Source organism: Halobacterium sp. KA-6 (assembly GCF_021029015.1).
Lineage (GTDB): Archaea > Halobacteriota > Halobacteria > Halobacteriales > Halobacteriaceae > Halobacterium.
This window is the reverse complement of record NZ_JAJJZH010000002.1, coordinates 14,993-35,724: the sequence shown is the minus strand read 5'-3', so window position 1 is coordinate 35,724 and position 20,732 is coordinate 14,993. Positions and strand designations below refer to the sequence as shown.

General features: G+C 64.9%; 30 protein-coding genes. 22 read left to right on the top strand and 8 right to left on the bottom strand.

Annotated elements, in window-relative coordinates; all coding sequences use genetic code 11:
• The first annotated feature begins 8 nt into the window (after positions 1-8).
• The 4 genes from LPA46_RS05055 (at position 9) to LPA46_RS05040 (ending at position 1,962) form a co-directional block, all read left to right on the top strand.
• Positions 9-668: a hypothetical protein gene (locus LPA46_RS05055; protein WP_230891684.1), complete on the top strand. Its 660-nt coding sequence runs from the start codon at positions 9-11 to the stop codon at positions 666-668.
• Entirely contained in the window at positions 665-913 is a 249-nt protein-coding gene (locus LPA46_RS05050; RefSeq protein ID WP_230891683.1) for a hypothetical protein, read from the top strand. Before LPA46_RS05055 ends, LPA46_RS05050 begins: the two co-directional genes overlap by 4 nt.
• A 166-nt stretch (positions 914-1,079) precedes the next feature.
• A complete protein-coding gene (locus LPA46_RS05045) occupies positions 1,080-1,661 on the top strand; it encodes a tyrosine-type recombinase/integrase (protein WP_230891682.1) in 582 nt (193 codons plus the stop codon).
• Between the two features lie 58 nt (positions 1,662-1,719).
• A complete protein-coding gene (locus tag LPA46_RS05040) occupies positions 1,720-1,962 on the top strand; it encodes a hypothetical protein (RefSeq protein WP_230891681.1) in 243 nt (80 codons plus the stop codon).
• Between the two features lie 24 nt (positions 1,963-1,986).
• On the opposite strand, the gene LPA46_RS05035 is transcribed toward LPA46_RS05040, so the two are convergent.
• Complete coding sequence (locus tag LPA46_RS05035; RefSeq protein WP_230891680.1) at positions 1,987-2,310, bottom strand: hypothetical protein; 324 nt, start codon at positions 2,308-2,310, stop codon at positions 1,987-1,989.
• A gap of 2 nt (positions 2,311-2,312) precedes the next feature.
• Positions 2,313-2,600, bottom strand: a complete 288-nt coding sequence (locus tag LPA46_RS05030) for a hypothetical protein (RefSeq protein WP_230891679.1) — start codon at positions 2,598-2,600, stop codon at positions 2,313-2,315.
• Positions 2,601-3,036: 436 nt separating this feature from the next.
• Between LPA46_RS05030 and LPA46_RS05025 the strand changes: the two genes are divergently transcribed.
• From LPA46_RS05025 to LPA46_RS05005, 5 genes are read left to right on the top strand one after another with little or no spacing between them, the layout of a single operon-like run.
• The gene (locus LPA46_RS05025; protein WP_230891678.1) at positions 3,037-3,342 is read left to right on the top strand and encodes a hypothetical protein; all 306 of its coding nucleotides are present in this window, start codon (positions 3,037-3,039) and stop codon (positions 3,340-3,342) included.
• Positions 3,335-3,703: a hypothetical protein gene (locus tag LPA46_RS05020; protein WP_230891677.1), complete on the top strand. Its 369-nt coding sequence runs from the start codon at positions 3,335-3,337 to the stop codon at positions 3,701-3,703. Before LPA46_RS05025 ends, LPA46_RS05020 begins: the two co-directional genes overlap by 8 nt.
• Positions 3,696-3,935, top strand: a complete 240-nt coding sequence (locus LPA46_RS05015) for a DUF7389 domain-containing protein (protein WP_230891676.1) — start codon at positions 3,696-3,698, stop codon at positions 3,933-3,935. Before LPA46_RS05020 ends, LPA46_RS05015 begins: the two co-directional genes overlap by 8 nt.
• Positions 3,932-4,075, top strand: coding sequence for a hypothetical protein (locus LPA46_RS05010; protein WP_230891675.1), 144 nt, complete (start codon positions 3,932-3,934; stop codon positions 4,073-4,075). Before LPA46_RS05015 ends, LPA46_RS05010 begins: the two co-directional genes overlap by 4 nt.
• Entirely contained in the window at positions 4,072-5,133 is a 1,062-nt protein-coding gene (locus LPA46_RS05005) for a tyrosine-type recombinase/integrase (RefSeq protein ID WP_230891674.1), read from the top strand. The genes LPA46_RS05010 and LPA46_RS05005 overlap by 4 nt, the downstream gene beginning before the upstream one ends.
• Before the next feature lie 207 nt (positions 5,134-5,340).
• Here the strand turns inward: LPA46_RS05005 and LPA46_RS05000 are convergent, their stop codons facing one another.
• A complete protein-coding gene (locus LPA46_RS05000; RefSeq protein WP_230891673.1) occupies positions 5,341-5,784 on the bottom strand; it encodes a type IV pilin in 444 nt (147 codons plus the stop codon).
• Between the two features lie 314 nt (positions 5,785-6,098).
• Between LPA46_RS05000 and LPA46_RS04995 the strand changes: the two genes are divergently transcribed.
• The 10 genes from LPA46_RS04995 to LPA46_RS04950 all read left to right on the top strand — a co-directional run bounded on the left by LPA46_RS04995 (position 6,099) and on the right by LPA46_RS04950 (position 15,173).
• Positions 6,099-6,251 (top strand): hypothetical protein, encoded by a 153-nt coding sequence (locus tag LPA46_RS04995; protein ID WP_230891672.1) that lies wholly within the window; start codon positions 6,099-6,101, stop codon positions 6,249-6,251.
• 63 nt (positions 6,252-6,314) lie between these two features.
• A complete protein-coding gene (locus tag LPA46_RS04990; protein ID WP_230891671.1) occupies positions 6,315-6,851 on the top strand; it encodes an AAA family ATPase in 537 nt (178 codons plus the stop codon).
• Positions 6,852-6,907: 56 nt separating this feature from the next.
• A complete protein-coding gene (locus LPA46_RS04985; protein ID WP_230891670.1) occupies positions 6,908-7,465 on the top strand; it encodes an NUDIX hydrolase in 558 nt (185 codons plus the stop codon).
• Positions 7,466-7,506: 41 nt separating this feature from the next.
• Positions 7,507-7,680, top strand: coding sequence for a hypothetical protein (locus LPA46_RS04980; RefSeq protein WP_230887987.1), 174 nt, complete (start codon positions 7,507-7,509; stop codon positions 7,678-7,680).
• Between the two features lie 43 nt (positions 7,681-7,723).
• On the top strand, positions 7,724-9,196 hold the full coding sequence (tgtA, locus tag LPA46_RS04975) for a tRNA guanosine(15) transglycosylase TgtA (protein ID WP_230891669.1): 1,473 nt from the start codon (positions 7,724-7,726) through the stop codon (positions 9,194-9,196).
• A 52-nt stretch (positions 9,197-9,248) separates the two neighbouring features.
• Positions 9,249-10,136, top strand: coding sequence for a hypothetical protein (locus tag LPA46_RS04970; RefSeq protein WP_230891668.1), 888 nt, complete (start codon positions 9,249-9,251; stop codon positions 10,134-10,136).
• Positions 10,137-10,215: 79 nt separating this feature from the next.
• Complete coding sequence (locus LPA46_RS04965) at positions 10,216-10,977, top strand: sensor histidine kinase (protein ID WP_230891667.1); 762 nt, start codon at positions 10,216-10,218, stop codon at positions 10,975-10,977.
• Between the two features lie 57 nt (positions 10,978-11,034).
• Positions 11,035-12,789, top strand: coding sequence for an archaeosine synthase subunit alpha (gene arcS / locus LPA46_RS04960; RefSeq protein ID WP_230891666.1), 1,755 nt, complete (start codon positions 11,035-11,037; stop codon positions 12,787-12,789).
• 46 nt (positions 12,790-12,835) lie between these two features.
• A complete protein-coding gene (locus tag LPA46_RS04955; RefSeq protein ID WP_230891665.1) occupies positions 12,836-13,261 on the top strand; it encodes a CBS domain-containing protein in 426 nt (141 codons plus the stop codon).
• A 67-nt stretch (positions 13,262-13,328) separates the two neighbouring features.
• The gene (locus LPA46_RS04950) at positions 13,329-15,173 is read left to right on the top strand and encodes a hypothetical protein (protein ID WP_230891664.1); all 1,845 of its coding nucleotides are present in this window, start codon (positions 13,329-13,331) and stop codon (positions 15,171-15,173) included.
• Positions 15,174-15,229: 56 nt separating this feature from the next.
• On the opposite strand, the gene LPA46_RS04945 is transcribed toward LPA46_RS04950, so the two are convergent.
• Positions 15,230-16,243, bottom strand: a complete 1,014-nt coding sequence (locus tag LPA46_RS04945; protein ID WP_230891663.1) for a formyltetrahydrofolate deformylase — start codon at positions 16,241-16,243, stop codon at positions 15,230-15,232.
• 134 nt (positions 16,244-16,377) lie between these two features.
• On the opposite strand from LPA46_RS04945, the gene purS reads away from it, so the two are divergent.
• From purS to LPA46_RS04930, 3 genes are read left to right on the top strand one after another with little or no spacing between them, the layout of a single operon-like run.
• The gene (gene purS / locus LPA46_RS04940; RefSeq protein WP_230891662.1) at positions 16,378-16,632 is read left to right on the top strand and encodes a phosphoribosylformylglycinamidine synthase subunit PurS; all 255 of its coding nucleotides are present in this window, start codon (positions 16,378-16,380) and stop codon (positions 16,630-16,632) included.
• Positions 16,629-17,303 carry a phosphoribosylformylglycinamidine synthase I gene (gene purQ, locus LPA46_RS04935; protein WP_230891661.1) on the top strand — a complete coding sequence of 225 codons (675 nt, stop codon included), beginning with the start codon at positions 16,629-16,631 and terminating at the stop codon, positions 17,301-17,303. Before purS ends, purQ begins: the two co-directional genes overlap by 4 nt.
• Before the next feature lie 49 nt (positions 17,304-17,352).
• Positions 17,353-17,844, top strand: a complete 492-nt coding sequence (locus LPA46_RS04930) for an MOSC domain-containing protein (protein ID WP_230891660.1) — start codon at positions 17,353-17,355, stop codon at positions 17,842-17,844.
• A 19-nt stretch (positions 17,845-17,863) separates the two neighbouring features.
• On the opposite strand, the gene LPA46_RS04925 is transcribed toward LPA46_RS04930, so the two are convergent.
• From LPA46_RS04925 to LPA46_RS04910, 4 genes are all read right to left on the bottom strand, one after another.
• A complete protein-coding gene (locus LPA46_RS04925) occupies positions 17,864-18,943 on the bottom strand; it encodes an archaeosine biosynthesis radical SAM protein RaSEA (protein ID WP_230891659.1) in 1,080 nt (359 codons plus the stop codon).
• A gap of 101 nt (positions 18,944-19,044) precedes the next feature.
• Entirely contained in the window at positions 19,045-19,194 is a 150-nt protein-coding gene (locus LPA46_RS04920) for a hypothetical protein (protein ID WP_230891658.1), read from the bottom strand.
• A 62-nt stretch (positions 19,195-19,256) separates the two neighbouring features.
• A complete protein-coding gene (locus LPA46_RS04915) occupies positions 19,257-19,595 on the bottom strand; it encodes a VanZ family protein (RefSeq protein ID WP_230891657.1) in 339 nt (112 codons plus the stop codon).
• Positions 19,592-20,644 (bottom strand): phosphoribosylaminoimidazolesuccinocarboxamide synthase, encoded by a 1,053-nt coding sequence (locus tag LPA46_RS04910; protein ID WP_230891656.1) that lies wholly within the window; start codon positions 20,642-20,644, stop codon positions 19,592-19,594. The genes LPA46_RS04915 and LPA46_RS04910 overlap by 4 nt, the downstream gene beginning before the upstream one ends.
• Positions 20,645-20,732 lie beyond the last annotated feature (88 nt).

Here is a 20,732-nt window from a genome sequence, read left to right as displayed (position 1 = left end):
CTTAACCCATGACTGAAAAAGATTACATCGAAACCCAGGACAAGCAGGGAGAACCGAAGCACAGAGCAACCAGCCAGCCGTCGATGGAGAAGTTCGGCGTCGTCGACGAGAATGGCGACGTCGTCGGGTGGCTGACTGACGACGGAGCGGGCGCCGTCCTCGTCGAGCACGTGTCCGGCGAGACCGTGCGGCTCGACGAGGATGGCGTCCACGCCCCAGCGATAAGTACAGGCGATGCAGAAATCACCGAAGCGACTCTCCTCACAACTCGTGGAGTGAATGGGGTCGACATTCCCTCGGCGACGTGGGTGTCGCATGACTGGGGGACTCCGAATAAAGATGAACTGGGGGAGTTTGATGCCGCAAACAACCAGTTCACACCCGTTGAATCTGGGTGGTACTGGGTGTCCGCAGGAGCAGGAGTAGCGTTCCTCAGCGACGGCGACAGACTCGATACGCGACTTTACGACGTAACGAACAGTAACACCGTCTTCGCCCCTCCAAGCCTCCGTAGCGCCAGTGCACAGTCGGGTAACAAGTTCCCGCAGTTGACGGCTCTTGTCGAGTTGACCGCAGGAGTTAACTACGAGGTCCAGTTCCAAAATCGGAATAGTTCCTGCTCCATCACAGGTGTAGGCCACTGGCATATGCGGAGGGCGTGGCGATGACGCACTACCTTGTCAAACACAGTGAGGGCGATGTACGCCTCCATGCTGAGGACGGTAGTGAGCCACTATCCAGCGGCTGGTCGGAGTGGCCGTCGCCGAACGACGTGGCTGAGCAGTGTGCGGCGGACGGTCCAGGGGGTTCGTTGCTCGGTCAGGACGTTCTCCGCGAGGTCTTTGTTGACGCCGTCTCAGGCGAGATTCACAAGCGGGACCTCACGCTCGACGGCGAAAGCGTGCCGTGGTGAATCCTAATTAGCGCCTGTTTCTTCTCTTTCATCCTGAAAAGAAGTCTCGGGCGCTGTCGGAGAACACTGGAATCTCCGACAGAAACACGCCACTTCACCCGCGAATCGGCCTCGATAGGGGAAAGATTCTAGGAGTTTCGTCGCATTTCTCGAAAAGAACGACACCATGCAGATGGAAGACCACGACGACGACGACGGACGCAAAGTCTGGCTCACCGAAGAGGAAGCCAACGAATTCATCGACACCGCCGACGACACCCAGAAGCGCATCGCCTTCGGCCTCGGCCTCCGCTGCGGCCTCCGTTGCAAGGAGATTGTGGAGGTGACGCCGCGAGACGTGACTGATGGCCCCGCAGGCACGTTCCTGCGCGTCGAGCACGGGAAGGGCGACAAGTACCGCGAGACGCCGCTGCCGGGCGACCTCGCCACCACAATCAGCACGCTCGCCGACCTCCGCGACGAAGCCGACGACGAACCGCTCGTCGACGTGACGACGCGCACCGTCGAGCGCTGGGTCGACGCCGCCGCCGACCAGCTCGCCGAGCACCCCGACGACGGCTGGACGTACCTCACTCCCCACGACCTCCGGCGTACCTGGGGCACGCTCCTCTGCGAGCGCGAGGTTGAGCCCGGCCTCGTCATGGAGTACGGCGGCTGGGAGGACTGGGACACCTTCCGCGAACACTACCTCGGCCAGTACAGCGTCACCGCGCAGCAACGCGCTCGCGAAAAAGTCCCGTGGCTCTGACAGAGCGATATTTCCGGCGTGTCAGAACGTATTTTAATCTCCCCTGAGAGGCGCGGGCATGGGGAATCTTAGAACCGGGAACGCCCTCGCGATGATGGGCATCATGCTGGTGATTTTCGGCGGCGGATTCATGATTTGGACAATGGTCGATGCACAGTCATCGACCGCCTACCAAATCGGCCAGGCCTTCGACGTCTGGCCGCAGTGGGTCTTCGAGCAGATGTCAATCGGGTTCGTCGTCGCCGCAGCCGGCGCGAGTATCGCCTGGTACGGCCTCGGACACGGCCAACAACGCTACTAATCGAGCACGTAGCCGGCGCTGAAGTTACGGCTCCGGGAGCGCTGTCTGATGGAACCACTTCCAGCCGTGGCGGTGCGGTTCCGGTTGATTCTCGGCGTCGAGGTCGCCGCTGAGGTACAGTTGTCCCCACCGCGTGATATCGAACCAGCCGAGGTCGTCGCGCACGAGCATATTCGCCGCTGCGAGCACCCGACAGCGGTCGCGAACTTGCCCCGTTGAGACCGTCATGTCGTCAAACCTCGGATGCTTCGCCATCATGCTCGGCTTCGACTCCCCCGACTCGTCCAGGTGTTCGAGAATGCGGTCGTCGACCTGCTTCATCCAGCGAGCACTCTTCCGAACGCCCATCGCTACACCTCTGCCGTGTCTTCCCCGTTCGTTTGTTCCGAGAGTTCGCTCGCGTTCAGCTCGCCTTCCAGGTAGGCCTCGCCCTCGTCGGTGATGACGTAGACCCCATTCCCGAGTTCCTTCAGTAGCCCGTGGTCGGCGAGTTTCCGAAGCCGACGAGAAATGTGCGGGCGGGTAATCTTGAAATATTCTGTGTCCTTCACGTCCGGCGCTGATACCGAGTCGTGGGCTTCCGCCCATTCGAGCAATCTGTCGTCCCAGAGCGTCATCCAGTCGGCCGACTTCCGCATGGTCATACTTCTCGCAGAGGCACGCTTTGACCCTATTTGTACGGAATAGTGTGACAAAATTATAGTAGTGCTAAAAAACTCAAAGTCCGTTTCTAAGCACGACCCGTACATTTATGCACAGGGCCTACTTTGGGGGTAGATACGAGACCGCTGGTCGGTGCTGTGTGAAGACTCTTGTTGGGCGTAGAAGGCCGGGACGTGCTGATACACGTCCCGTAACGCGGTCTTGCGAGGTAATCCATGCACGCAATCGCAACCGCGCAGCCGGGACATCATCCCGGCAACAGCCCAGACGACTCGCCCGCTGAAAAAGCCATCTGTGAAGAGTGCGGCCAGTGCCGCCCCGACGGCTTGAACGAAGACGGCCGTTCACTCTGCCGTGAGTGCGCTCGTTGCGCTGGCTCCGACCACGACGCCGCTTCTCAGGGTGGTCGCGATGAGTGAGAGCGACGACGAGACGCACCCGCCTCGCGTCGTCCAGCAGTACGAGACCACCGACGTGAGGACTCTCCGGCCGGCCATCATCATCACCGAGGACTACAGTTACAGCACGGACCACGTCGCGGAGCGCGCGAACGTGGTTCGCGCCGTCAACTACGACGACGAGGGCAACGTCGACGAGGTCGTCTCCTTCCCGTGGCACCGCGTCGAGGGCATCGAGTACTACCCTGCCGAGGGCGCAATCGAGAAATCGCCATTCGACGGTACAGACCCCTTCGAGCGGGGTGAGCCCGATGAGTGACGCGCCCGACGACGACGAGGAAGACGTCGAGGTGACGCGGGAGATGTTCGAGCGCGGCATCGAGGCGCTGCGCGGCGCCGAACACACGCTCGACGAGTTCACCGCGGAACTCTCGGACGTCGACACCGGGTTGACGCACTCCGACACCGTCAGCCTGCTGTACGGCCGTCCGAACGACCTTACGAAGACTGCCATCCGCAACGGCTTCGAGACGCTCGAAGACCTCGAAGCGAAGTCGACGCGCCACCTTCTGAAGCGGCTGCTCGCCGACGAAGGCGACCTCACGCTGAAGGAGGCCGACGCGTTCCTGCAGGAAGTCGAGCGCCTCGAACAGCGCTACGGAGGCGAGGCCGATGAGTGACGGCGAAGATGCGTTTTCGACGACGGTGAAGCTCACGCGCGGCACGTCGACCGATGACCGCGACACGCTGAAAACAACGATTACAGCGCCTGACGTCGAGACGCTGAAACACCGCGTCGAGGCCGTCAAGGAACACATGGAGTCGTGGGCCGACGACCTCCGCGACGTCCAGCCCGAGACGAGCCGCCGCACGGGTGAGAACCAGTCCGAACTCGGGAAGGTGAAGCCATGAGCGCTCGCGGGAACGCCGCTGACGAGTGGCGCGCAGCAAGCCTGACGTCGGTCGGCGAGCTCGAGACCGCGACCACGTCGCTGGCCATCGCGAGGGCTCGGCGCAACCACGCGCTGGCCGAGGGGGCGAGTTACTCGTGACCGAACGCCGCCGTCGCGACCCCAGCGACCTGACGCCACGCGAAGCGAAAGAACGCTACCTACGGCGCCGCCGCACCGACTCGACCGAGAAGAGCGTCCAGGGCTTCCACGGCCGCCTGAAGCTGTTCGTCGAGTGGTGCGAGGCCGTCGGCATCACCCGCATCGGCGACCTCCAGCCCTACGACATCAACGAGTACTACGACATCCGCAGCGGCGACGTCGCCCCCAGCACCGTCGAGGGCGAGATGTACACCCTGAAGAAGTTCTGCGAGTTCCTGGAGCAACTCGGCGCCGTCGACGACGACCTCGCCGAGAAGGTTCCCATCCCGGACGTCCCCGAAGAGGCGCGGTCGAGCGACAAGAAACTCGACACCGACCAGGCGCTCGCGCTCATCAAGTTCCACCGCAACAACCCGGCGACGTTCGGCACTCGCGCCCACGTCTTCCTTGAACTCGCGTGGTTCACCGGCGCCCGCCAGGGCGGCATTCGCGCCCTCGACGTCCGCGACTTCGACGCCCAGCACGACTGCCTCGAATTCCGGCACCGACCGAGCACCGGCACGCCGCTGAAGAACAAACTCCACGGCGAGCGCGCCGTCGGCATCCCGAGACCCGCGACCCGCGCGGTCTCGCAGTACATCAACAAGCACCGCTACGACGTCCACGACGAGCACGGCCGCCAGCCGCTTCTCGCCAGCCGCTACGGCCGACCTACCGACAACACCGTTCGCGTCTGGAGTTACCTCGCTACGCTCCCCTGTACGGCCGGCACCTGCCCACACGGGAAAGACCGGCCGACCTGCGACTGGACGGAGCGCGACCAGGCGAGCAAGTGCCCATCGAGCCGCGCGCCCCACCACGTCCGCACCGGCTCGATTACGTGGCAACTCAACTGTGGCATCCCCATCGAAGTCGTCTCACAGCGCGTGAACGCCGGTGTCGGTGTCATCGAAGAGTACTACGACAAGCCCTCGACGGAGGAACTCTGGCGCCGACGCCGCCAGCAGATGGAACAGCGCCGCAACCACCTCGAAAACCTCGACCTCAACGATGACTGACGCCATCACACGCCCGGCCAGTACAGCACGCGAGAAGGTCTTGAGCCGCCGCGAATCACATTCGTGCCGGCCCACTTTTCCCGCATTTCCAACCGACGAGCGTTGGCTCTGGCTTTCAGAAGAGAGTGTCTTTCCGAACGTCAGCAGTTCGGAGCCGTGGCTAGCGGGCGTAGCAAATAACGGAAAAGCCGAGCGGAGATTGGTGCGTTAGCTGCCAGTCCCAATCGTGATTTCTTCCTGCGTCACGACTGTGCGCGACCCGCCGCTGCCGACTGCGGTTACTGTAATCGTAACGTCGGACTCGCTATCTGCTTCGACGCGTACTGTGCTTCCGACACTGTCGATTGTGTCGTTCAAATTGCCACTATCACCGACTGTGGCATTATTTGAAGTATCCCCCGAAACAGAGACATTCAGGCGCTCTGCGTTCCCCTCACTGATCCACGTCACACTCGCGTTGCCGTCGTTCGTCTGGCTGATGTCTGCGCCTGCCTGTACGTTCTCGCTGACCGAGTCGCCGAAGCCGAGGACGAAACTCGCGATGACCGCGGCGAGGATGACCGTAATCGCGACCATCAGGATGACCCCTATAACCGGTGATACGCCGCGTTCGTCGTCGTCGGGCATCTCGAACATAGTGATTTTCTTCATGGTGTTTGCTGCACGCGACCGGAACGGCTGCGACGGTGACCCGTCGCGCGTGGAACTGTCCCCCGTGCCGAATCCGTGCTTAGCGCCTCTAACGGCTCACCGTACTTAACTTCCATCGCCAAATGGCGCCGCGCTTACCAGTTCCGAGCGCCGTGTTAACGACTGCTTAACCGTGGTTTATCGACAGTTTCGCGGGGTCGAATCGGGTCGGTGTGGGTCGCTCGGACCTGCTGGGTGCTCCGAGAGCCGCCACGTAAAACGGCTTGACAAATCATGCGTGAACGGTTCGCGGACCGACGTAGTAAGGCGACCAGATGGCCTGCACGAACTGCGGCGACGGGGGAGACGTCGAGGGGTACACAGTCCGGTTCACGCAGGGCACCACCGAGCCGACGGAGATGGAGCTCGTGCTCTGTGCGACGTGCGCCGAGGAGTTCCGCACCGAGCCCGGCGTCGAACTGCAGTAGGTCGGCCGCGGCGCGGATTCCACAGGTTCATATCCCGGGCGCGCCGTTTTTCAGTCGATTACTGTGAGCGGGGAGCGCGCCACAGCGAACGTATCGAACACCGGACAGCAGCCGCACGTCGTGGTGGTCTGCGGGCTGCCGGGCGCGGGGAAGACGACCGTCGCGGAGCACGCGGCCGAACTGCTCGACGCGGAGCTGTTGCGGACCGACGTCGTCCGGACGGACCTGTTCCCGGACCCCGAGTACACGGACGCCGAGATGCGCGCGGTCTACGACGAACTGTTCGAGCGCGCGGCCGAAATCGTCCGCGGTGGGGATAGCGTCGTGCTCGACGGGACCTTCCAGCACCGCGACCTCCGAGACAGCGTCCAGAACACCGCGGACGACCTCGGGGTGCCGGCGACGCTCGTGAAAGTCGAGTGCGAGGAGGCCGTCGTCGAAGAGCGCATCCGTCAGCGGTCGGACGACGAGAGCGACGCGGACTTCGCCATCCACCAGCAGTACCGCGAGTCCTTCGACAGCATCGAACGCGAGCACGCCGTCGTGGACAACTCCGAGGGCCTAGACTCGACCCGTGAGCAGGTCGACGTGCTGTTCTGAACGACTGGGGAAGCAGTCGCGGCAGCCTTTTTTCCGCGCGGCGCGAACCCAAGCCCGTGACTGAGGAGGATTCGCCGGCCGACCCGTTGGCGTGGGAGACGACCAGCCGTCGCGTGGCCTACGAGTGCCCAGGATTCGAAATCGCCCACGAGGAAGTCCGGCTGCCGGACGGCACGGAGACGGACTTCGACTACCTCGTCGACGACCCCGCAGTCGTCCTGCTGGCGTTCACGCCCGACGGCGACGTCGTGCTCATCGAGGAGTGGCGGCAAGCCGTCGGCCGCGTGAATCGTGGGCTGCCGGCGGGCGGCGTCGAGAGCGAGGACTCCGGCCTCGCGGCGGCCGCCCACCGCGAACTCACCGAGGAAACCGGCTACGTGGCAGAGTCCGTCGAGAAGTTCGGGGAGTTCGAGCCGACCAACGGCGTCGCGGACGCCGTCCACCACTACTTCGTCGCGGAGGGCTGCCAGCCGACCGGCGAGCAGGACCTCGACTTCAACGAGTCCATTCGCGTGACGCTGACTCCCTACGACGACCTGCTCGAAGAAGTCCGAAGCGGGGAGATTCGGGACGGGCGCACCGCGCTCGGCGTGCTGAACTACGAACTGCGGTAGCCGGCCGCCGTCTTTATCGTGGCCGGCCGCGACGCCCTGGTATGGGCGTCATCGTCTACGAGGACCCCGAGGGCGGGGTCACGGACTGGCAGACCAGCGACTCGAATCTCGGGTTCAACGACGACACCGGCCACTGGCTCGTGACCAGCGAGGACGGCCGCACCGTCCGCCGCATCCCCCGCGAGCGCGTGTTCTACGTCGAGACCAGCGAGTAGCACAAAGAAACCCTTACGCGCCGCCGCTGGCTACCCACGAGTAATGAGAGAGGTCTTCGAGGTGACCGCGCAGGACGGCGCGGCCCGCATCGGCGAGTTGGAGGTCCCGCGAGCGGGCGTGACCGTGGAGACGCCGACGCTGATGCCGGTCGTCAACCCGAACCTGATAACCGTGGAACCGTCGCGGTTCCCGGACTTCGGCGCGGAGATGCTCATCACGAACTCCTACATCATCAACAACGACCCGGACCTCCACGAGCGCGCGCTCGACGAGGGCCTCCACGAGATGCTGGGCTTCGACGGCGCCATCATGACGGACTCGGGGAGTTTCCAGCTCGCCGAGTACGGCGAAATCGACACGACCACCGAGGAGATTCTGCAGTTCCAGCACGACGTCGGCAGCGACATCGGGACGCCCGTGGACATCCCGACGCCGCCGGACGCCAGCCGCGAGCAGGCCGAGGAGGAACTCGCGACTACCCAGGAGCGCCTCGAACTCGCGGAGACCGTCGACGTCGGCGACATGCTCGTGAACGCGCCCGTACAGGGCGCGACGTACACCGACCTCCGCGAGGAGGCCGCGCGTCACGCCTACGGCACGGACCTCGACCTGTTCCCCGTGGGTGCGGTCGTGCCGATGATGAACCAGTACCGCTACGACGACGTCGCGGAGACCGTCCTCGCGGCGAAGCGCGGACTCGGCCGGGACGCGCCAGTCCACTTGTTCGGCGCGGGCCACCCGATGATGTTCGCGCTCGCCGCAGCCCTGGGCTGCGACCTGCTGGACTCGGCGGCGTACGCCATCTACGCCCGCGACGACCGCTACCTCACCGTCCACGGCACCGAACACCTCGACAGCCTCCACTACTTCCCCTGCGAGTGCCCGGTCTGCACCGAGCACACGCCCGACGAGGTCGAGCGCATGGGCGACGCCGCCCGTGAGGAACTGCTCGCCGAACACAACCTCCACGTCTCCTTCGGCGAACTCCGGCGCGTCAAGCAGGCCATCAAATCCGGGAACCTGATGGAACTCGTGGAAGCCCGCGCACACGCCCACCCCCGTACTCTCGACGGGTTCCGCGCGCTCCTCGACCACAGCGAGCAACTCGAAGAGACGGACCCCGCGAGCAAGGACGCGTTCTTCTACACGTCCGCCGACAGCGCGCGCCGCCCTGAGGTCGTACGTCACCACCGTCGCCTCGAACGCCTCTCCCCGGAGGGCGACGTCCTCCTCACGGAGGGCTCGGGGAACGACCGCTTCGACGACTGGTGGAACGTCCTCCCGCCGTTCGGCCCCTACCCGCGCTCGCTGTCCACGACGTACCCGCTGACCGCCGAAACCCCCGACCGGATGGACCGCGCGGGCTACGAAGCCGCCGCCGACGGCGTCGCCGCGCTCGCCGGAGCGAACCCCGAGACGGAGTTCACGCTCGCGCACCGCGGCTGGCCGGACACCGCGCTCGACCGCGTGCCCGGCGACGTCGACACCGTGGACATCGCCGCGGACGACGAGTAGGAATTCTGCCGCCGTCGTAGTTTTATACCAGTCCGGGTGGAAGGGCGACAGTATGAATTCGCCGTCGGAGGCACCGGAGCCGACGGACCACGCTGGGGCACAGAGCGATGGGGGCGAACGACGCGACACAGCGACGCCTCCGTCAGACTGGTCCCGTCGATATCGGCTCGCGTGGGTCGCGGCGGGCCTCCTCCTGGCTGTCTCGTTCGCGTGGATACGCTACTCGGTCGGCGGTCCGCGAACGTCGCAAGTGTTCCAGGACGTCGTCGTCGCCGCGGGCGCTGTCGCGGCCGCACTCGCCGTCACCTACCTCGTCCGGCAACTGACGGGGCAGACGCGGCGCGGCTGGCAGTTCCTCGCGGTCGGCTTCTGGCTCGAGGCACTCGGCGAAGTCACGTGGCTGGCCTACAGCGTGCTCGCCGCCGACGTCCCGTTCCCCGGCCTCGCCGACGTCTTCTACCTCCCGGGGTACGTCTTCCTCGCGGCGGGCTTCGTCGTGCTCGCCGTCGACCCCCGGGACACCCGACCGCGCGTCCGCTTCACGCTCGACGGCCTCGTCATCGCGACAGCGCTCCTCACGCTCGGCTGGCACTTCAGCCTCGAACCGCTCATCGCGGCGAGCCCGCTCACCGCGCTCGCAACCTGGCTCAGCGTCGCCTACCCGGTTCTCGACATCGTCGTCGCGTCCATCGGCCTCGTCGTCGCGATGAACGCCCGCGGTCGCCGGCGGCTGTCGCTGCTCCTCGTCGCCGGCGGCGTGTTCGCGTGGGCGGTCGGGGACGTCGCGTTCATCGCACTCGAATTCGGGGACGGCTACGCCGCCGACGAACTCGGGCTGTTCTGGCTGCTCGGCGACCTCGCGGTCATGCTCGGCGCGCTCCACCCCGACGCCAGCGCGCCGCCGAAGGTGTGTGATGCGCGCCACTTCAAATTCCACTAGCTCGCCGTCCCGTACGTCCCGTTCCTCGCCACGATGGGCGTCGTCTCCTACCTCGGGTTCACGAACTCCTTGGACCGGGGTGACGTCCTGTTCGGCGCGCTCGTCGTCGTGTTCGTCGTCGCCCGTCAGGTGTACATCTCCCCTCGGCGACGAACTCGACGCCAGCGAGCGCTCGCTCGCGCGGCGCAACGAGGAACTCCTGCTCGTGAACCGCATTGTCCGCCACGACATCCGCAACGACATGGCCGTCGCGAACGGCTGGGCTGGCGAACTCCGCGAACACGTCGACGAGGCCGGCGAGCCGATGCTGGAGCGCGTCCTCCGCACCACCCAGCACACAATCGACCTCACGGAGACGCTCCGAGACTTCGTGGAGGCGCTCAAACCCGGGACGGAGGCCGACCTGGAGCCGACATTGCTCTCGGAGCACCTCCGCGAGACTATCGAGAGTTGCCGCGAAACGTACCCGCACGCCGCGTTCGAGGTCGGCGAGATTCCCGAAGTGCGCGTCGAGGCGAACGCGCTCCTCGGCACCGGCTTCCGGAACCTCCTCAACAACGCCGTCCAGCACAACGACACCGACGAACCCCGCGTCGACGTGTCGGCACAGACCACCGACGGCTCGGTTCGCGTCCGCATCGCGGACAACGGTCCGGGGCTCCCGGAGAAACGCAGGGAGGCCGTCTTCGGCCGCGCCGAGCGGGGGCTGAACAGCGGCGGGAGCGGCGTCGGGCTCTACCTCGTGGACACGCTGGTCCGCCAGTACGCCGGGGACGTCTGGGTCGAGGACGCGGAGCCGCGGGGTGCCGCGTTCGTGGTGGAGTTGAACCGCGTGGAGTGACTCTCGGGGGCCCGGCGAAAGGCAAGGCAATTGGGCGCGCGGCCCCGAACTGCGTGTATGACCGAGTACTTCGAAGTGCACGCGCGCGACGCCGCGGCGCGCGTGGGCGAACTCCGGCTCGCCGAGTCGGTGACGACGCCGACGCTCGCGGACGACGTCGTCGAGGACGCGGGCAGCGAGTGGGTCCAGCGACAGGACACGCCCGAGGGCGACGAGTCCGTGTTGACCGTGCTGCCGTACCGCGGCTTCCCGTCCGGCACAGCCGAGGAAGTCCAGGAGTCGTTCGCACCCGACTACCTCGACGTGGAGTTCCCGAGCGCGGCCGTCGTCTCCCCGCAGACCGCCGACGACTACGGCGCGGACGCGTACGTGCTCTCGGGAGCGCCCGGCACCGTCGGGCACGGCGCGGCGTTCCGGGAGGCCGTCGTCGACACGCGCGAGGCGATTCCCGACGACACCGCGCTCTACCTCTCCGGGGTGGCGACGCCGCGGAACGTCGCCGTGCTCGTGTACGCCGGCGTCGACCTCGTGGATGCCGACCGCGCCGTCGTTCGCGGAACGCAGGGCCGCTACCTCACTACCGAGGGCGCCTACGACCTCGAGGATTTGGACGAACTGCCGTGTTCGTGCCCGGCGTGCCAGCAGCCAGTGGAGGCGTTCGACCGCGAGGACTGCGTCGACCACAACGTCAACGCGCTGAAGGCCGAATTGGGCCGCGTTCGCCGCCGGATTCGGGACGGCCGCTTGCGCGACTACGTTGAAGGGCAGGCACGCCACGAGGCGTGGGTCACCGCGGCGTTCCGCGAGTTCGACCAGCAGTACGGCTACCTGGAGGAGCGCACGCCCGTCATGCGGGACTCGCTGTTGCTCTCGGCGACCGAGGACACGCTCCGCCGCGTCGAGATTCAGCGCTTCGCCGAGCGCGTCACCACGCGCTACCAGAAGCGCCTCGACGGCCATCCCCTCCTGCTGGTGCCGTGTTCGGCGAAGAAGCCGTATAGCGAGAGTCAGAGCCACCGCCAGTTCCAGGACGCCGCCAACTACCGCGCGCACATGGTCTCGATGACGTCGCCCATCGGTGTCGTCCCGCAGGAACTCGAACTCACCTACCCCGCCCAGCACTACGACAGCGTGGTGACGGGGCGGTGGAGCGAGGAGGAGAAGGACTTCGTCGCGCGCGTCCTGAAGCAGTATATCGACCGCACGGACTACCCGCGCGTCATCGCGCACGTCCCCGAGGAGGGCTACCGCGATATCTGCGAGCGCGTCGCCAGCCAGGTCGACGTGCCCTTCGAGTTCACGGTCGAGGACCACCCGACGACCGACGAGAGCCTCGGCGAGTTGAACGCGGCGCTCGCGGGCGAGCCCAAGATTTGGGTGGAGGAGCGCGAGAAGGCGACGCTGCGCGCGGTCGCCGACTACTTCATCGCGGACGGCGCGGGCGACGCGTTGTTCGACGATCTCACCGTGCAGGGCCGGTATCCGAAGCTGCAGGCGCTGGACGGCGATGGCGAGCAGTTGGCGGCGCTGGTCCCCCAGTATGGGACGCTGTCGTTCACGCTCGCCGGTGCGCGCAAGTGGGTCGATAGTGACGCGCCGACCAAGCGTGTGGAAATCGATGCGTTCGTCCCCGAGGGCAGCGTGCTCGCGCCCGGCGTCGTTGACGCTGACGACGACATTCGGGTCGGCGACGAGGTCGTCGTTGAGGGGCCCGAGGCGTTCGCCATCGGGCGCGCAGCGATGCCCGGGCCCGCGATGGCCGACGCGACGCGCGGGATGGCGGTCGACGTGCGGCACAGCGAGCGGACGTAGCGACGCGGGCGAAAGAGATACGCCCGTGGTATGTGAACCATTAACTATGCGGGTGCGCGAGATAATGTCCACGGGCGTACTCGCGGCGGCCGCCGACGACAGCGTCCGCGACGCAGTCGGGCAAATGCTCGATGAGGGCACGGGCAGCGTTGTCGTCGAAAAAGACGGCAACCCCGCAGGCATTCTCACGAAAGTCGACGTGATGCAGGCCGGCCACGAGCACGACCGGCCACTCAGCGAGATTCCCGTCTACGCGGCTGCGACCCGGCCCTTGATTACCGTTGAGCCGTCAGCGACCGTGAGCGCGGCGGCCGCGCGAATGTTCGACTACGGCATCCACCACCTCCCAGTCGCGGACGGCCTCGACCTCGTCGGCATTGTCACCGCCACGGACCTCCTTGAAGCGCAGGACGATTTGCTCGTGGAAGCCCGTGGGACCGACGAGCGCCGCGACGAGTGGGATTCCGGCTAACGCGAGTAGCTCCCTATCGGTGATAGTTGGCCGTGCGATTGTTATTCTTAAGCATGGATTATTGGGTATGGACGATTACTGGAACCGTCGGAGCGTCCTGTTCGGTCTCGGTACCTCTATCGGAGCAGTTGGTATGTTAGGCACTGATCAACTGCTTCGCCATCAACGACACAGCCATACTGATGATATTATCTCGATTCTTGGTATCAGCCATCAACCTCCCGAGGTTGACCCTGGGGGTACAGTAGACGCAAATGTTAGCTTTACAAACAGCTCGACCGAAACGTGGAATGTCTCCTTAGAATATACTGTCTCTGGACCATCTAACGCTGGTTTCATCGACCCACGGGCTGATGTGAAGACGGTTCTAAACCCAGGAGAAGCAATCGATCGGACATTTAGCATTGACGTTCCAGAAACTGCCGAACCAGGCCGGTACACTGGCACGGTTTCGATTACACGGGCCACAAATTCATTTGACGACAAACCGCCAGAGCGTATCGCCGAGAACGTCGTCCACAATTCGCTTACCGGTGATTTTGAAGTTCCGAGAGGCGAGTCGCCAACAGCACAGACACGCCAGCAGATGTCTTCGATGCTTGCGTTTCCTGCATCAACTTCTCATTCGTTGGATGCGACACGAGTAAATGCTGTTGCCGCTCCACAAGAACGGGTTGTTAATTCGCCCTCAATTGGTACGCTTAATCTTGACTCCGCTGTGAATCTTACTGGAGAAGTACTGGACCTTTTTATTGATACGATCTGGCATCCCGGTGCGTGGTATCACGGGAGTGCGAAAGGATTTGCACAGGCGTTCCATGATACGATTGAGTCGCTCGGAGAAACAGTTTCTACGGCAATTACCCTGCTCACGAACCCAAACAAGATTGTCCCAGTAATTGAGAAAGTCATTCGTGAGATTATCGCTCATCCGTGGCGCACGCTGGTTCCGTCTATTGAAAAAATACTCGCGGATTTAGAGCGGAAGATGAGATCTGATCTGCCGACTAGCTACGGTTCGAATCAGGCGAATGCGTTTGATTTCGGGTGGGGTACCGGATACCTACTCTTCTACTTGCTTCTAATGGCGGCGTCGACACTCGCATCGATGAAACTCGCAAATGCCGCTCGACAGCTCGTGATGAAATCGGATCTAATCGGTGACACCGCAACTGATCTGATTACGAACGGAATAGCAAGTGGCGGTGTCATGAGCATCATAGCCTCTCACGGGCGAAAACGCGTCTTGGACATCCTTGACCGCCTCTACGAGCCAAAAGTGATGTTTCAGGCTCGCGAGCTTGTTGGGCACGCGAACGACCGTCTTGGGAATGTCAACATCGGGGTTTCGAGCCATGATAAAGGCCGGTTTGCAGAGCTGGTTCAGGCGGTAAGTCTCACCCAGACTGTGCCGGAGCGAAGCCTCATCCCGGTTCATAAACTCACCCCTTCAGATCTTTCCGAAGGCGAGTATGTAGTAACGGGGCTTGATCTCCTAGATGAGAGAAAGCACCAGATCGGTGAATTCGACACACTCATCATTCGAGTGAGATCTGATAGCCCTGACCCAAGTGATGTTGAGATTGAAAAGGCGCTAGGCGTGACGACACAGGGGCCAGGCGGTAGAACAGTTGAGGAGGCTCGCGAAAAGCTTGAAGAGACGATTGAACGTGCAGCGAACAACGAAATTCAACTTCCGAGACGTGATCGTAACCAGCTAGATGATGAGTTCATATTGTCAAGGGATCATTTCCGAGATATCCAGGGTGACGACACAAAACTCGGGGTAGTGGGCCCAAAAGGTTCGAACTACCCACTACAATTACCATTCACCCGCGACCAATATAACGCCATCTGGGAATACCACAAACAGGTCGCTAATGTACTCAATCCAACCGAGACAAACAATTGACACCACTATTGGCCTGGCACGACGGAACGATGTACGAGCGAGTGGAGGCGCTCGCTTCAGTCGTCGGCGGGCGGCGCGTCGACGGGCCGATCGGGGTTGGCAGCGCTGGCTTCATCGGGCATCCCGAACTGGTGGTCGCCGGTGACTTCAACACTACCGCGGCGGACCGTCGCGTCGCCCGCGAGGTGGACGCGGACGGCTTCCACGAGCGCGTCGGCTTCGAGGGGCTGCCCGCGGTCTTTGACGTCTTGGACGGTCGCCGTCGGCGGCACGTCGAACGCGCGCTGTGTGAGAATCGGGCCCTGGTCGAGGTCCGTGGTGACGTAGTGGGCGGTGACGCCCGCGACGCGGACGCCCTCCTCGACGGCTTGGCGGTAGGCCTGTGCGCCGGGGAACGCGGGCAGCAGGCTCGGGTGGATGTTGATGATGCGGCCGGCGTATCGGAAGACGACGTCCGGGCTGAGGATGCGCATATACCGCGCGAGCACGACAAGGTCGACGTCGTACTCGTCGAGCAGGTCTAGCAGGCGCTCCTCGTCGGGGGTACCGGTGCCGTCGCCGACGTCGTAGAACGGGACGTCGTGCTCGCGTGCGACGGATTCGAGGTCGGGGTGGTTCCCGATGACCACTCGAATTTCGGCGTCGAAGTCGGCGTCGAGGAGCGCGCGCAGGCAGTGGTCTTCCTTGGTGACGAGGACCGCGACGCCTTCGTCGCGTTCGTCGGGGAAGCGTACGCGGACGTCGACGCCGAGTTGGTCGCCGATGTCGGCGAGGCGTTCACGGAACGCCGCGCGCGTCGTCGCGTCGCCCGCGAGGTCGGCGGGCTCGGCTTCGTCCTCGGCCTCCCAGCGGTCGTCGGCGTCGTCGATAGGGCTGGTGTCGGCGAGCAGCGTCATGCGGAAGACGCCGTCGCGGACGGTCTGCTCGATGTCCTCGATGTTGACCCCGTGTTCGAACAGCAGTCCAGTGACTTCGGCGACGATTCCCGTGCGGTCGGCTCCGACGACCGTGATTTCGGTCAGATCGTTCGTCGTCGCTGCTGTCTCTGGATTGCCGTTCGGCTTCGGCATACACCCACCCAGGGCGTCGTCGGACATAAGCGGCGTCCTTCGCGCAGGAATCGGCGCAGCCGACAATAGACACGTTCGTGTATCTTCGTGCGCTTCCAAAAGAGTCTTTGACCACGAACGCACACATCAGCGCGATGACCGCCTACACCGCGACGGTGACGGTCCGACTCAAGCACGGGGTCCTCGACCCGGAGGCCGAGACCACCCAGAAAGCCCTCGAACGCCTCGGCTTCGAGCTCGGGGACCTGCGGTCGGCGGACCGCTTCGAGATCGACCTAGACGCCGCTGACAGCGACGAAGCGGCCGCCCGCGCGGGCGAGATGGCCGACCGCCTGCTCGCGAACCCCACAATTCACGACTACGACGTAACCGTCGAAGCAGCAGAATGACGGTTTCCGTTATCCGCTTCGGCGGCTCGAACTGCGACCGGGACGCCGTCCGCGCGCTCGCCGCGCTCGACGTCGACGCCGAAATAGTCTGGCACGAGGACGACCTCCCCGCCGACACCACGGGCGTCGTCCTCCCCGGCGGCTTCTCGTACGGCGACTACCTCCGCGCCGGCGCGATGGCCGCCCACTCCCCGATTATGGACGAGGTACGCGACCTCGCCGACGACGGCGTGCCCGTCCTCGGCGTCTGCAACGGCGCGCAAATCGGCTGCGAGTCGAAACTCACGCCGGGCGCGTTCACGACGAACGCGAGCGCACGCTTCCAGTGCGAGCACGTCAACGTCCGCGTGGAGAACGCCGACACGCCGTTCACGGCCGCCTACGACCAGGGCGACGTGCTCACGCTCCCAATCGCGCACGGCGAAGGGCGCTTCGAAATCGACGAGGAGCGCTACGACGACCTCGTCAGCGAGAACCGGGTGCTCTTCCGCTACTGCGACGAAAACGGCGACGTCACCGACGCCGCGAACCCGAACGGCTCCACGGGCGCGGTCGCAGGTGTCCTTGGCGAGCGCGAATCCGTCGCGGTACTGATGCCCCATCCCGAGCGCGCGACGCTCCCCGAACTCGGCCTCACGGACGGACAGGGCGTCCTCGACGCGTTCGCGTAACACGGTCGCGCGGCGAACGTATTTCTCCTCGGAGGCCCACTCGGTGCGTATGAACGGTGTGGGCACTGCCGAACGAATTTATACTGCGCCGGATGCCGGCGTCGAGATGGTCGAACGCAGCGACGTCGAAGCCGTCGCCGGACGAGGCCTCCGCGGCGACCGCTACTTCAGCGACATCAAAACGGGGACGTTCGTCACGTGGGACGCAGACGAGGACCGAAAGGACGGCTACGATTTGACGCTCATCGAGGCGGAAGCCGTCGAGGCAATCGAGCGCGAGGCGGGCATCGAACTCGCGCCCGGCGAGCACCGCCGGAACGTCGTCACGCGCGACGTCGCACTCAACCACCTCGTCGGCACGCGGTTCCGCGTCGGCAGCGTCGTCTGCCGGGGCCACCGGCTGTGTGAACCCTGCGGGTACCTGCAAGACCTGCTCGGAGAAGACGTCCTCGACGCACTCGCCCACCGCGGCGGCCTCCGGGCCGACGTCCTCGAAACGGGCGTGATTCGCCCTGGCGACACGGTCGAGCCACTAGACTGAACTGGGAGCGAGGTCCGCGCTACTCGGCGAGCGGGAGGTTGTAGCTCGTCTCGCGCTCGACGACCGCGTCCCACGTCGCCTCGCACTCGCAGGACACTTCCGAGAACACGGAGGGGTCCTGTCGGAGGTCGAAGTCCTTGATTGCTTCCTGCACAAGGTCGTCGCACTCGCCGCAGTTGTGCGGCCCGCGGTCGCTGCCGTGGCCGACGGGGTCGGAGACGACGATGGCGTCCGCGTCCGCCGTGGATTCCAGCACCTCGGCGACCGACCAGAGCCACGGCGGCCGGTAGCCGCCGCGGAAGTGCAGTTGGTCGACCATCGTGTACCGCTGGACGTTCGTCGGATTCATCGACACGGTGTGACAACCCTCGACGTCCGCGCACTCGCGCACGGACTTTTTCATGTCCTCGACGGCCTCGGACTCGGAGAGGAACGGCGGCTTCATCAGCAGGTACGCCTTCACGCCGGCGTTCGCTTTTCGGGCCTCCGCGCACGCGGCCTCGAAGTCGCTGAAGTCGAAGTACTTGTTCACGCAGTCGTGGCGCACGCGGTCCGTTGCGGTCTCTAGGCCGACGGCGACGTCCGTCTTCAGGCCGACTTCGGTGAAGTCCTCGATTTTCGATTGGTCGACGAAGTCCGGGAGGCTCTCGACGACGATGCGCTCGCGGTCCGCGAACGTCTCGGCGATGGCCTGCCGCGTCTCGGCGGGCACCTCGCGCTCGTCGAGGAACGACCCGCTCGTGTAGATTTTTATCAGGCCGCTTTCCTCGTCGGCTTCTTCCTGTTCGTGTTCGAGGCAGGCGTCGACCTGCGTCATCAGGTCCTCGTGGGCGACCGTCCCGCCCTCCACGGACTCGGCGACGTACCCGCACATCGTACAGCCACCGGCGCGCGCCCACCGACACCCACCGGTGTTGAGGATGATGGTGAGGCTCTGGTAGACGCCGTCCGGCGTGTTGTCCTCGTCCAGCCAGACGCGCGTCGGTTCGTCGGGCGCGTAGTCTTTCGCGCCCTTCTCGTCGCGCAGCTCCCGCATCACCTTGTTGTGGGCGTCCATCCCACGCCCCTGCTCGTAGACCTCCGCGCTCGGCTCGCTCATGGCTAGTTGGTGTCGTCGCGGGCGTAAAGCGGCTTCGTCTGGTCGTTCGCCCGCGCGCCGAGAACGGACGGTTTCACCGTCGAATCGCTAGGTTCCGAGAATTAGAGGCCGAGACGACGACACCACGACACCAGCCGCGCGACCGTTGCCGCGCGCTGTTCCTCGTCGTCTTCGTCGTTGTCGGGCACTGTGACGCCGATTTGCGAACTCTGACCGACTGTCGCGTCGATGACTGTTGCGTGCTTCAGCATCTGTCCCCATGTTATGGCTTCGCGCGGATGAACTTCGTGGTCGCAGCGGGTGTCGACCGCGGTCAGTTCGTCCGGATCCACCAGCCGACCGCGCCGACTGCTGCACCCAGGAGATTCGCGACGGCGTCGAGGAGGCTCGCGGTCCGCCCGACCGTCGGCTGGACGACCTCGATGCCGACGCCGAGCAGCGCCGCGGCGAGCACGATAGAGACGAGTACCCGACCCGTCTCGGCTTGCCGTGCACCCGCTAGCGAGAACGCAATCACCGCGTAGCCGCCGGCGTGGAGGAGTTTGTCCATACCCGCGGACAGCCCGCCAGTTGTCGAGCCGGGCGCGAGCGACCCCGCGAGCACGGCTGCTATCGAGACCACCGCGAGGACGCGCCAGCGTTTTGGCGTCACTCCTCGAACGCGGCGAGTGCGTCGGCCAGTGGCGGCGCGTCGAACCACTCGTGGCCCGTGTAGCGATTCGCGCCCGCGGCGTACATGTCCGCGGTCGCCTGCACGAGGTCTGCGGGGAGCGGGTCCGGGGACTCCTCGCAGAGTTCGCGCCAGTCCGCGACGCCGCGCTCGTCAGCCTCTTTCTTGGCCGTGCTGACGGCGTCGACCCAGACGGGGTCGGTGCGCTTGTAGTACTGCCGCACGACCTCCTTCGAGACTTCCCGGCCCTCGTACGCGAAGCGGTTCTCGTCGAACGTCCCCGCGACGTCCGCGACCTGCACCTCGCCGTCCACGTAGAGGCACTCGATTTTGCCGTCCTCGTGCGTGAATCCGGCTTCCTCGGCGCGCTCGGTGACGACCTCGTTCACGCGGCGCGCCAACCCCTCCAGTTCCTCGATGCTCGCGCGGCCCGCGATGGCGTCGGCCTCCTCGCGGGAGAGGTAGCGGTCCTGTTCCTCGTACTTCGTGGAGAACTCCACGACCGGCTCGGGGAGGTCGATTGGCTCGTCGGGCCACTCGTCGTAGTCGAGGTCGAACTCGTGGGGCTCCCGGCGCTTGCGGAGGCTCGATCCGACGGGCACGCTGTTCCGGAAGACGACTTCCAGCGGCACGAGGTAGTTGCCGTCCGCGGCGGTGTGGTACGCGCCGTAGTCGTACCCACCGTGGATGTTCTCGGTGGTTCCCTCGGCGTCGTGGCCCTCGAAGGGGAGGTCGGGGACCTGCGTGAGGGCGATTTCCATCTCCGTCGGCGGTTCGTCGGCGTCCGCCAGCGGGACGGTCTCGCCGTCGCTGTCCCGGACTCCTACGTAGTGCGTGGGGACGCCCTCGGTTTCGAGGAGTTCGAAGTTGAACGCGCCCATCGTGGCGAGGCTCGCGCCCTTTCCCGGAATCAGGTCGGGCATCTCCCCCCAGTCGAACACCGAGTAGCGGTCGCTGAAGTCGAAGACGCCCCGGCCCAGCGCGTCCCGGGTCGCCGCCTCCTCGACGCGGAGGGTTTTGACGCTCGTCATGGCTGTACGCGCGGCGGCGACCACCATGAATCTTTCACTCTCGTGCCCACAACCCCAGTGCTTCGCGTGGAGTTGTTCACGTTCGCGC

Bases quoted from the DNA above. Each gene is read 5' to 3' on its own strand.
- LPA46_RS05055 (WP_230891684.1), top strand. From the start codon at position 9: ATGACTGAAAAAGATTACATCGAAACCCAGGACAAGCAGGGAGAACCG.
- LPA46_RS05050 (WP_230891683.1), top strand. From the start codon at position 665: ATGACGCACTACCTTGTCAAACACAGTGAGGGCGATGTACGCCTCCAT.
- LPA46_RS05045 (WP_230891682.1), top strand. From the start codon at position 1,080: ATGCAGATGGAAGACCACGACGACGACGACGGACGCAAAGTCTGGCTC.
- LPA46_RS05040 (WP_230891681.1), top strand. From the start codon at position 1,720: ATGGGGAATCTTAGAACCGGGAACGCCCTCGCGATGATGGGCATCATG.
- LPA46_RS05035 (WP_230891680.1), bottom strand. From the start codon at position 2,310: ATGGGCGTTCGGAAGAGTGCTCGCTGGATGAAGCAGGTCGACGACCGC.
- LPA46_RS05030 (WP_230891679.1), bottom strand. From the start codon at position 2,600: ATGCGGAAGTCGGCCGACTGGATGACGCTCTGGGACGACAGATTGCTC.
- LPA46_RS05025 (WP_230891678.1), top strand. From the start codon at position 3,037: ATGAGTGAGAGCGACGACGAGACGCACCCGCCTCGCGTCGTCCAGCAG.
- LPA46_RS05020 (WP_230891677.1), top strand. From the start codon at position 3,335: ATGAGTGACGCGCCCGACGACGACGAGGAAGACGTCGAGGTGACGCGG.
- LPA46_RS05015 (WP_230891676.1), top strand. From the start codon at position 3,696: ATGAGTGACGGCGAAGATGCGTTTTCGACGACGGTGAAGCTCACGCGC.
- LPA46_RS05010 (WP_230891675.1), top strand. From the start codon at position 3,932: ATGAGCGCTCGCGGGAACGCCGCTGACGAGTGGCGCGCAGCAAGCCTG.
- LPA46_RS05000 (WP_230891673.1), bottom strand. From the start codon at position 5,784: ATGAAGAAAATCACTATGTTCGAGATGCCCGACGACGACGAACGCGGC.
- LPA46_RS04995 (WP_230891672.1), top strand. From the start codon at position 6,099: ATGGCCTGCACGAACTGCGGCGACGGGGGAGACGTCGAGGGGTACACA.
- LPA46_RS04980 (WP_230887987.1), top strand. From the start codon at position 7,507: ATGGGCGTCATCGTCTACGAGGACCCCGAGGGCGGGGTCACGGACTGG.
- tgtA (WP_230891669.1), top strand. From the start codon at position 7,724: ATGAGAGAGGTCTTCGAGGTGACCGCGCAGGACGGCGCGGCCCGCATC.
- LPA46_RS04970 (WP_230891668.1), top strand. From the start codon at position 9,249: ATGAATTCGCCGTCGGAGGCACCGGAGCCGACGGACCACGCTGGGGCA.
- arcS (WP_230891666.1), top strand. From the start codon at position 11,035: ATGACCGAGTACTTCGAAGTGCACGCGCGCGACGCCGCGGCGCGCGTG.
- LPA46_RS04955 (WP_230891665.1), top strand. From the start codon at position 12,836: ATGCGGGTGCGCGAGATAATGTCCACGGGCGTACTCGCGGCGGCCGCC.
- LPA46_RS04950 (WP_230891664.1), top strand. From the start codon at position 13,329: ATGGACGATTACTGGAACCGTCGGAGCGTCCTGTTCGGTCTCGGTACC.
- LPA46_RS04945 (WP_230891663.1), bottom strand. From the start codon at position 16,243: ATGCCGAAGCCGAACGGCAATCCAGAGACAGCAGCGACGACGAACGAT.
- purS (WP_230891662.1), top strand. From the start codon at position 16,378: ATGACCGCCTACACCGCGACGGTGACGGTCCGACTCAAGCACGGGGTC.
- purQ (WP_230891661.1), top strand. From the start codon at position 16,629: ATGACGGTTTCCGTTATCCGCTTCGGCGGCTCGAACTGCGACCGGGAC.
- LPA46_RS04930 (WP_230891660.1), top strand. From the start codon at position 17,353: ATGAACGGTGTGGGCACTGCCGAACGAATTTATACTGCGCCGGATGCC.
- LPA46_RS04925 (WP_230891659.1), bottom strand. From the start codon at position 18,943: ATGAGCGAGCCGAGCGCGGAGGTCTACGAGCAGGGGCGTGGGATGGAC.
- LPA46_RS04920 (WP_230891658.1), bottom strand. From the start codon at position 19,194: ATGCTGAAGCACGCAACAGTCATCGACGCGACAGTCGGTCAGAGTTCG.
- LPA46_RS04910 (WP_230891656.1), bottom strand. From the start codon at position 20,644: ATGACGAGCGTCAAAACCCTCCGCGTCGAGGAGGCGGCGACCCGGGAC.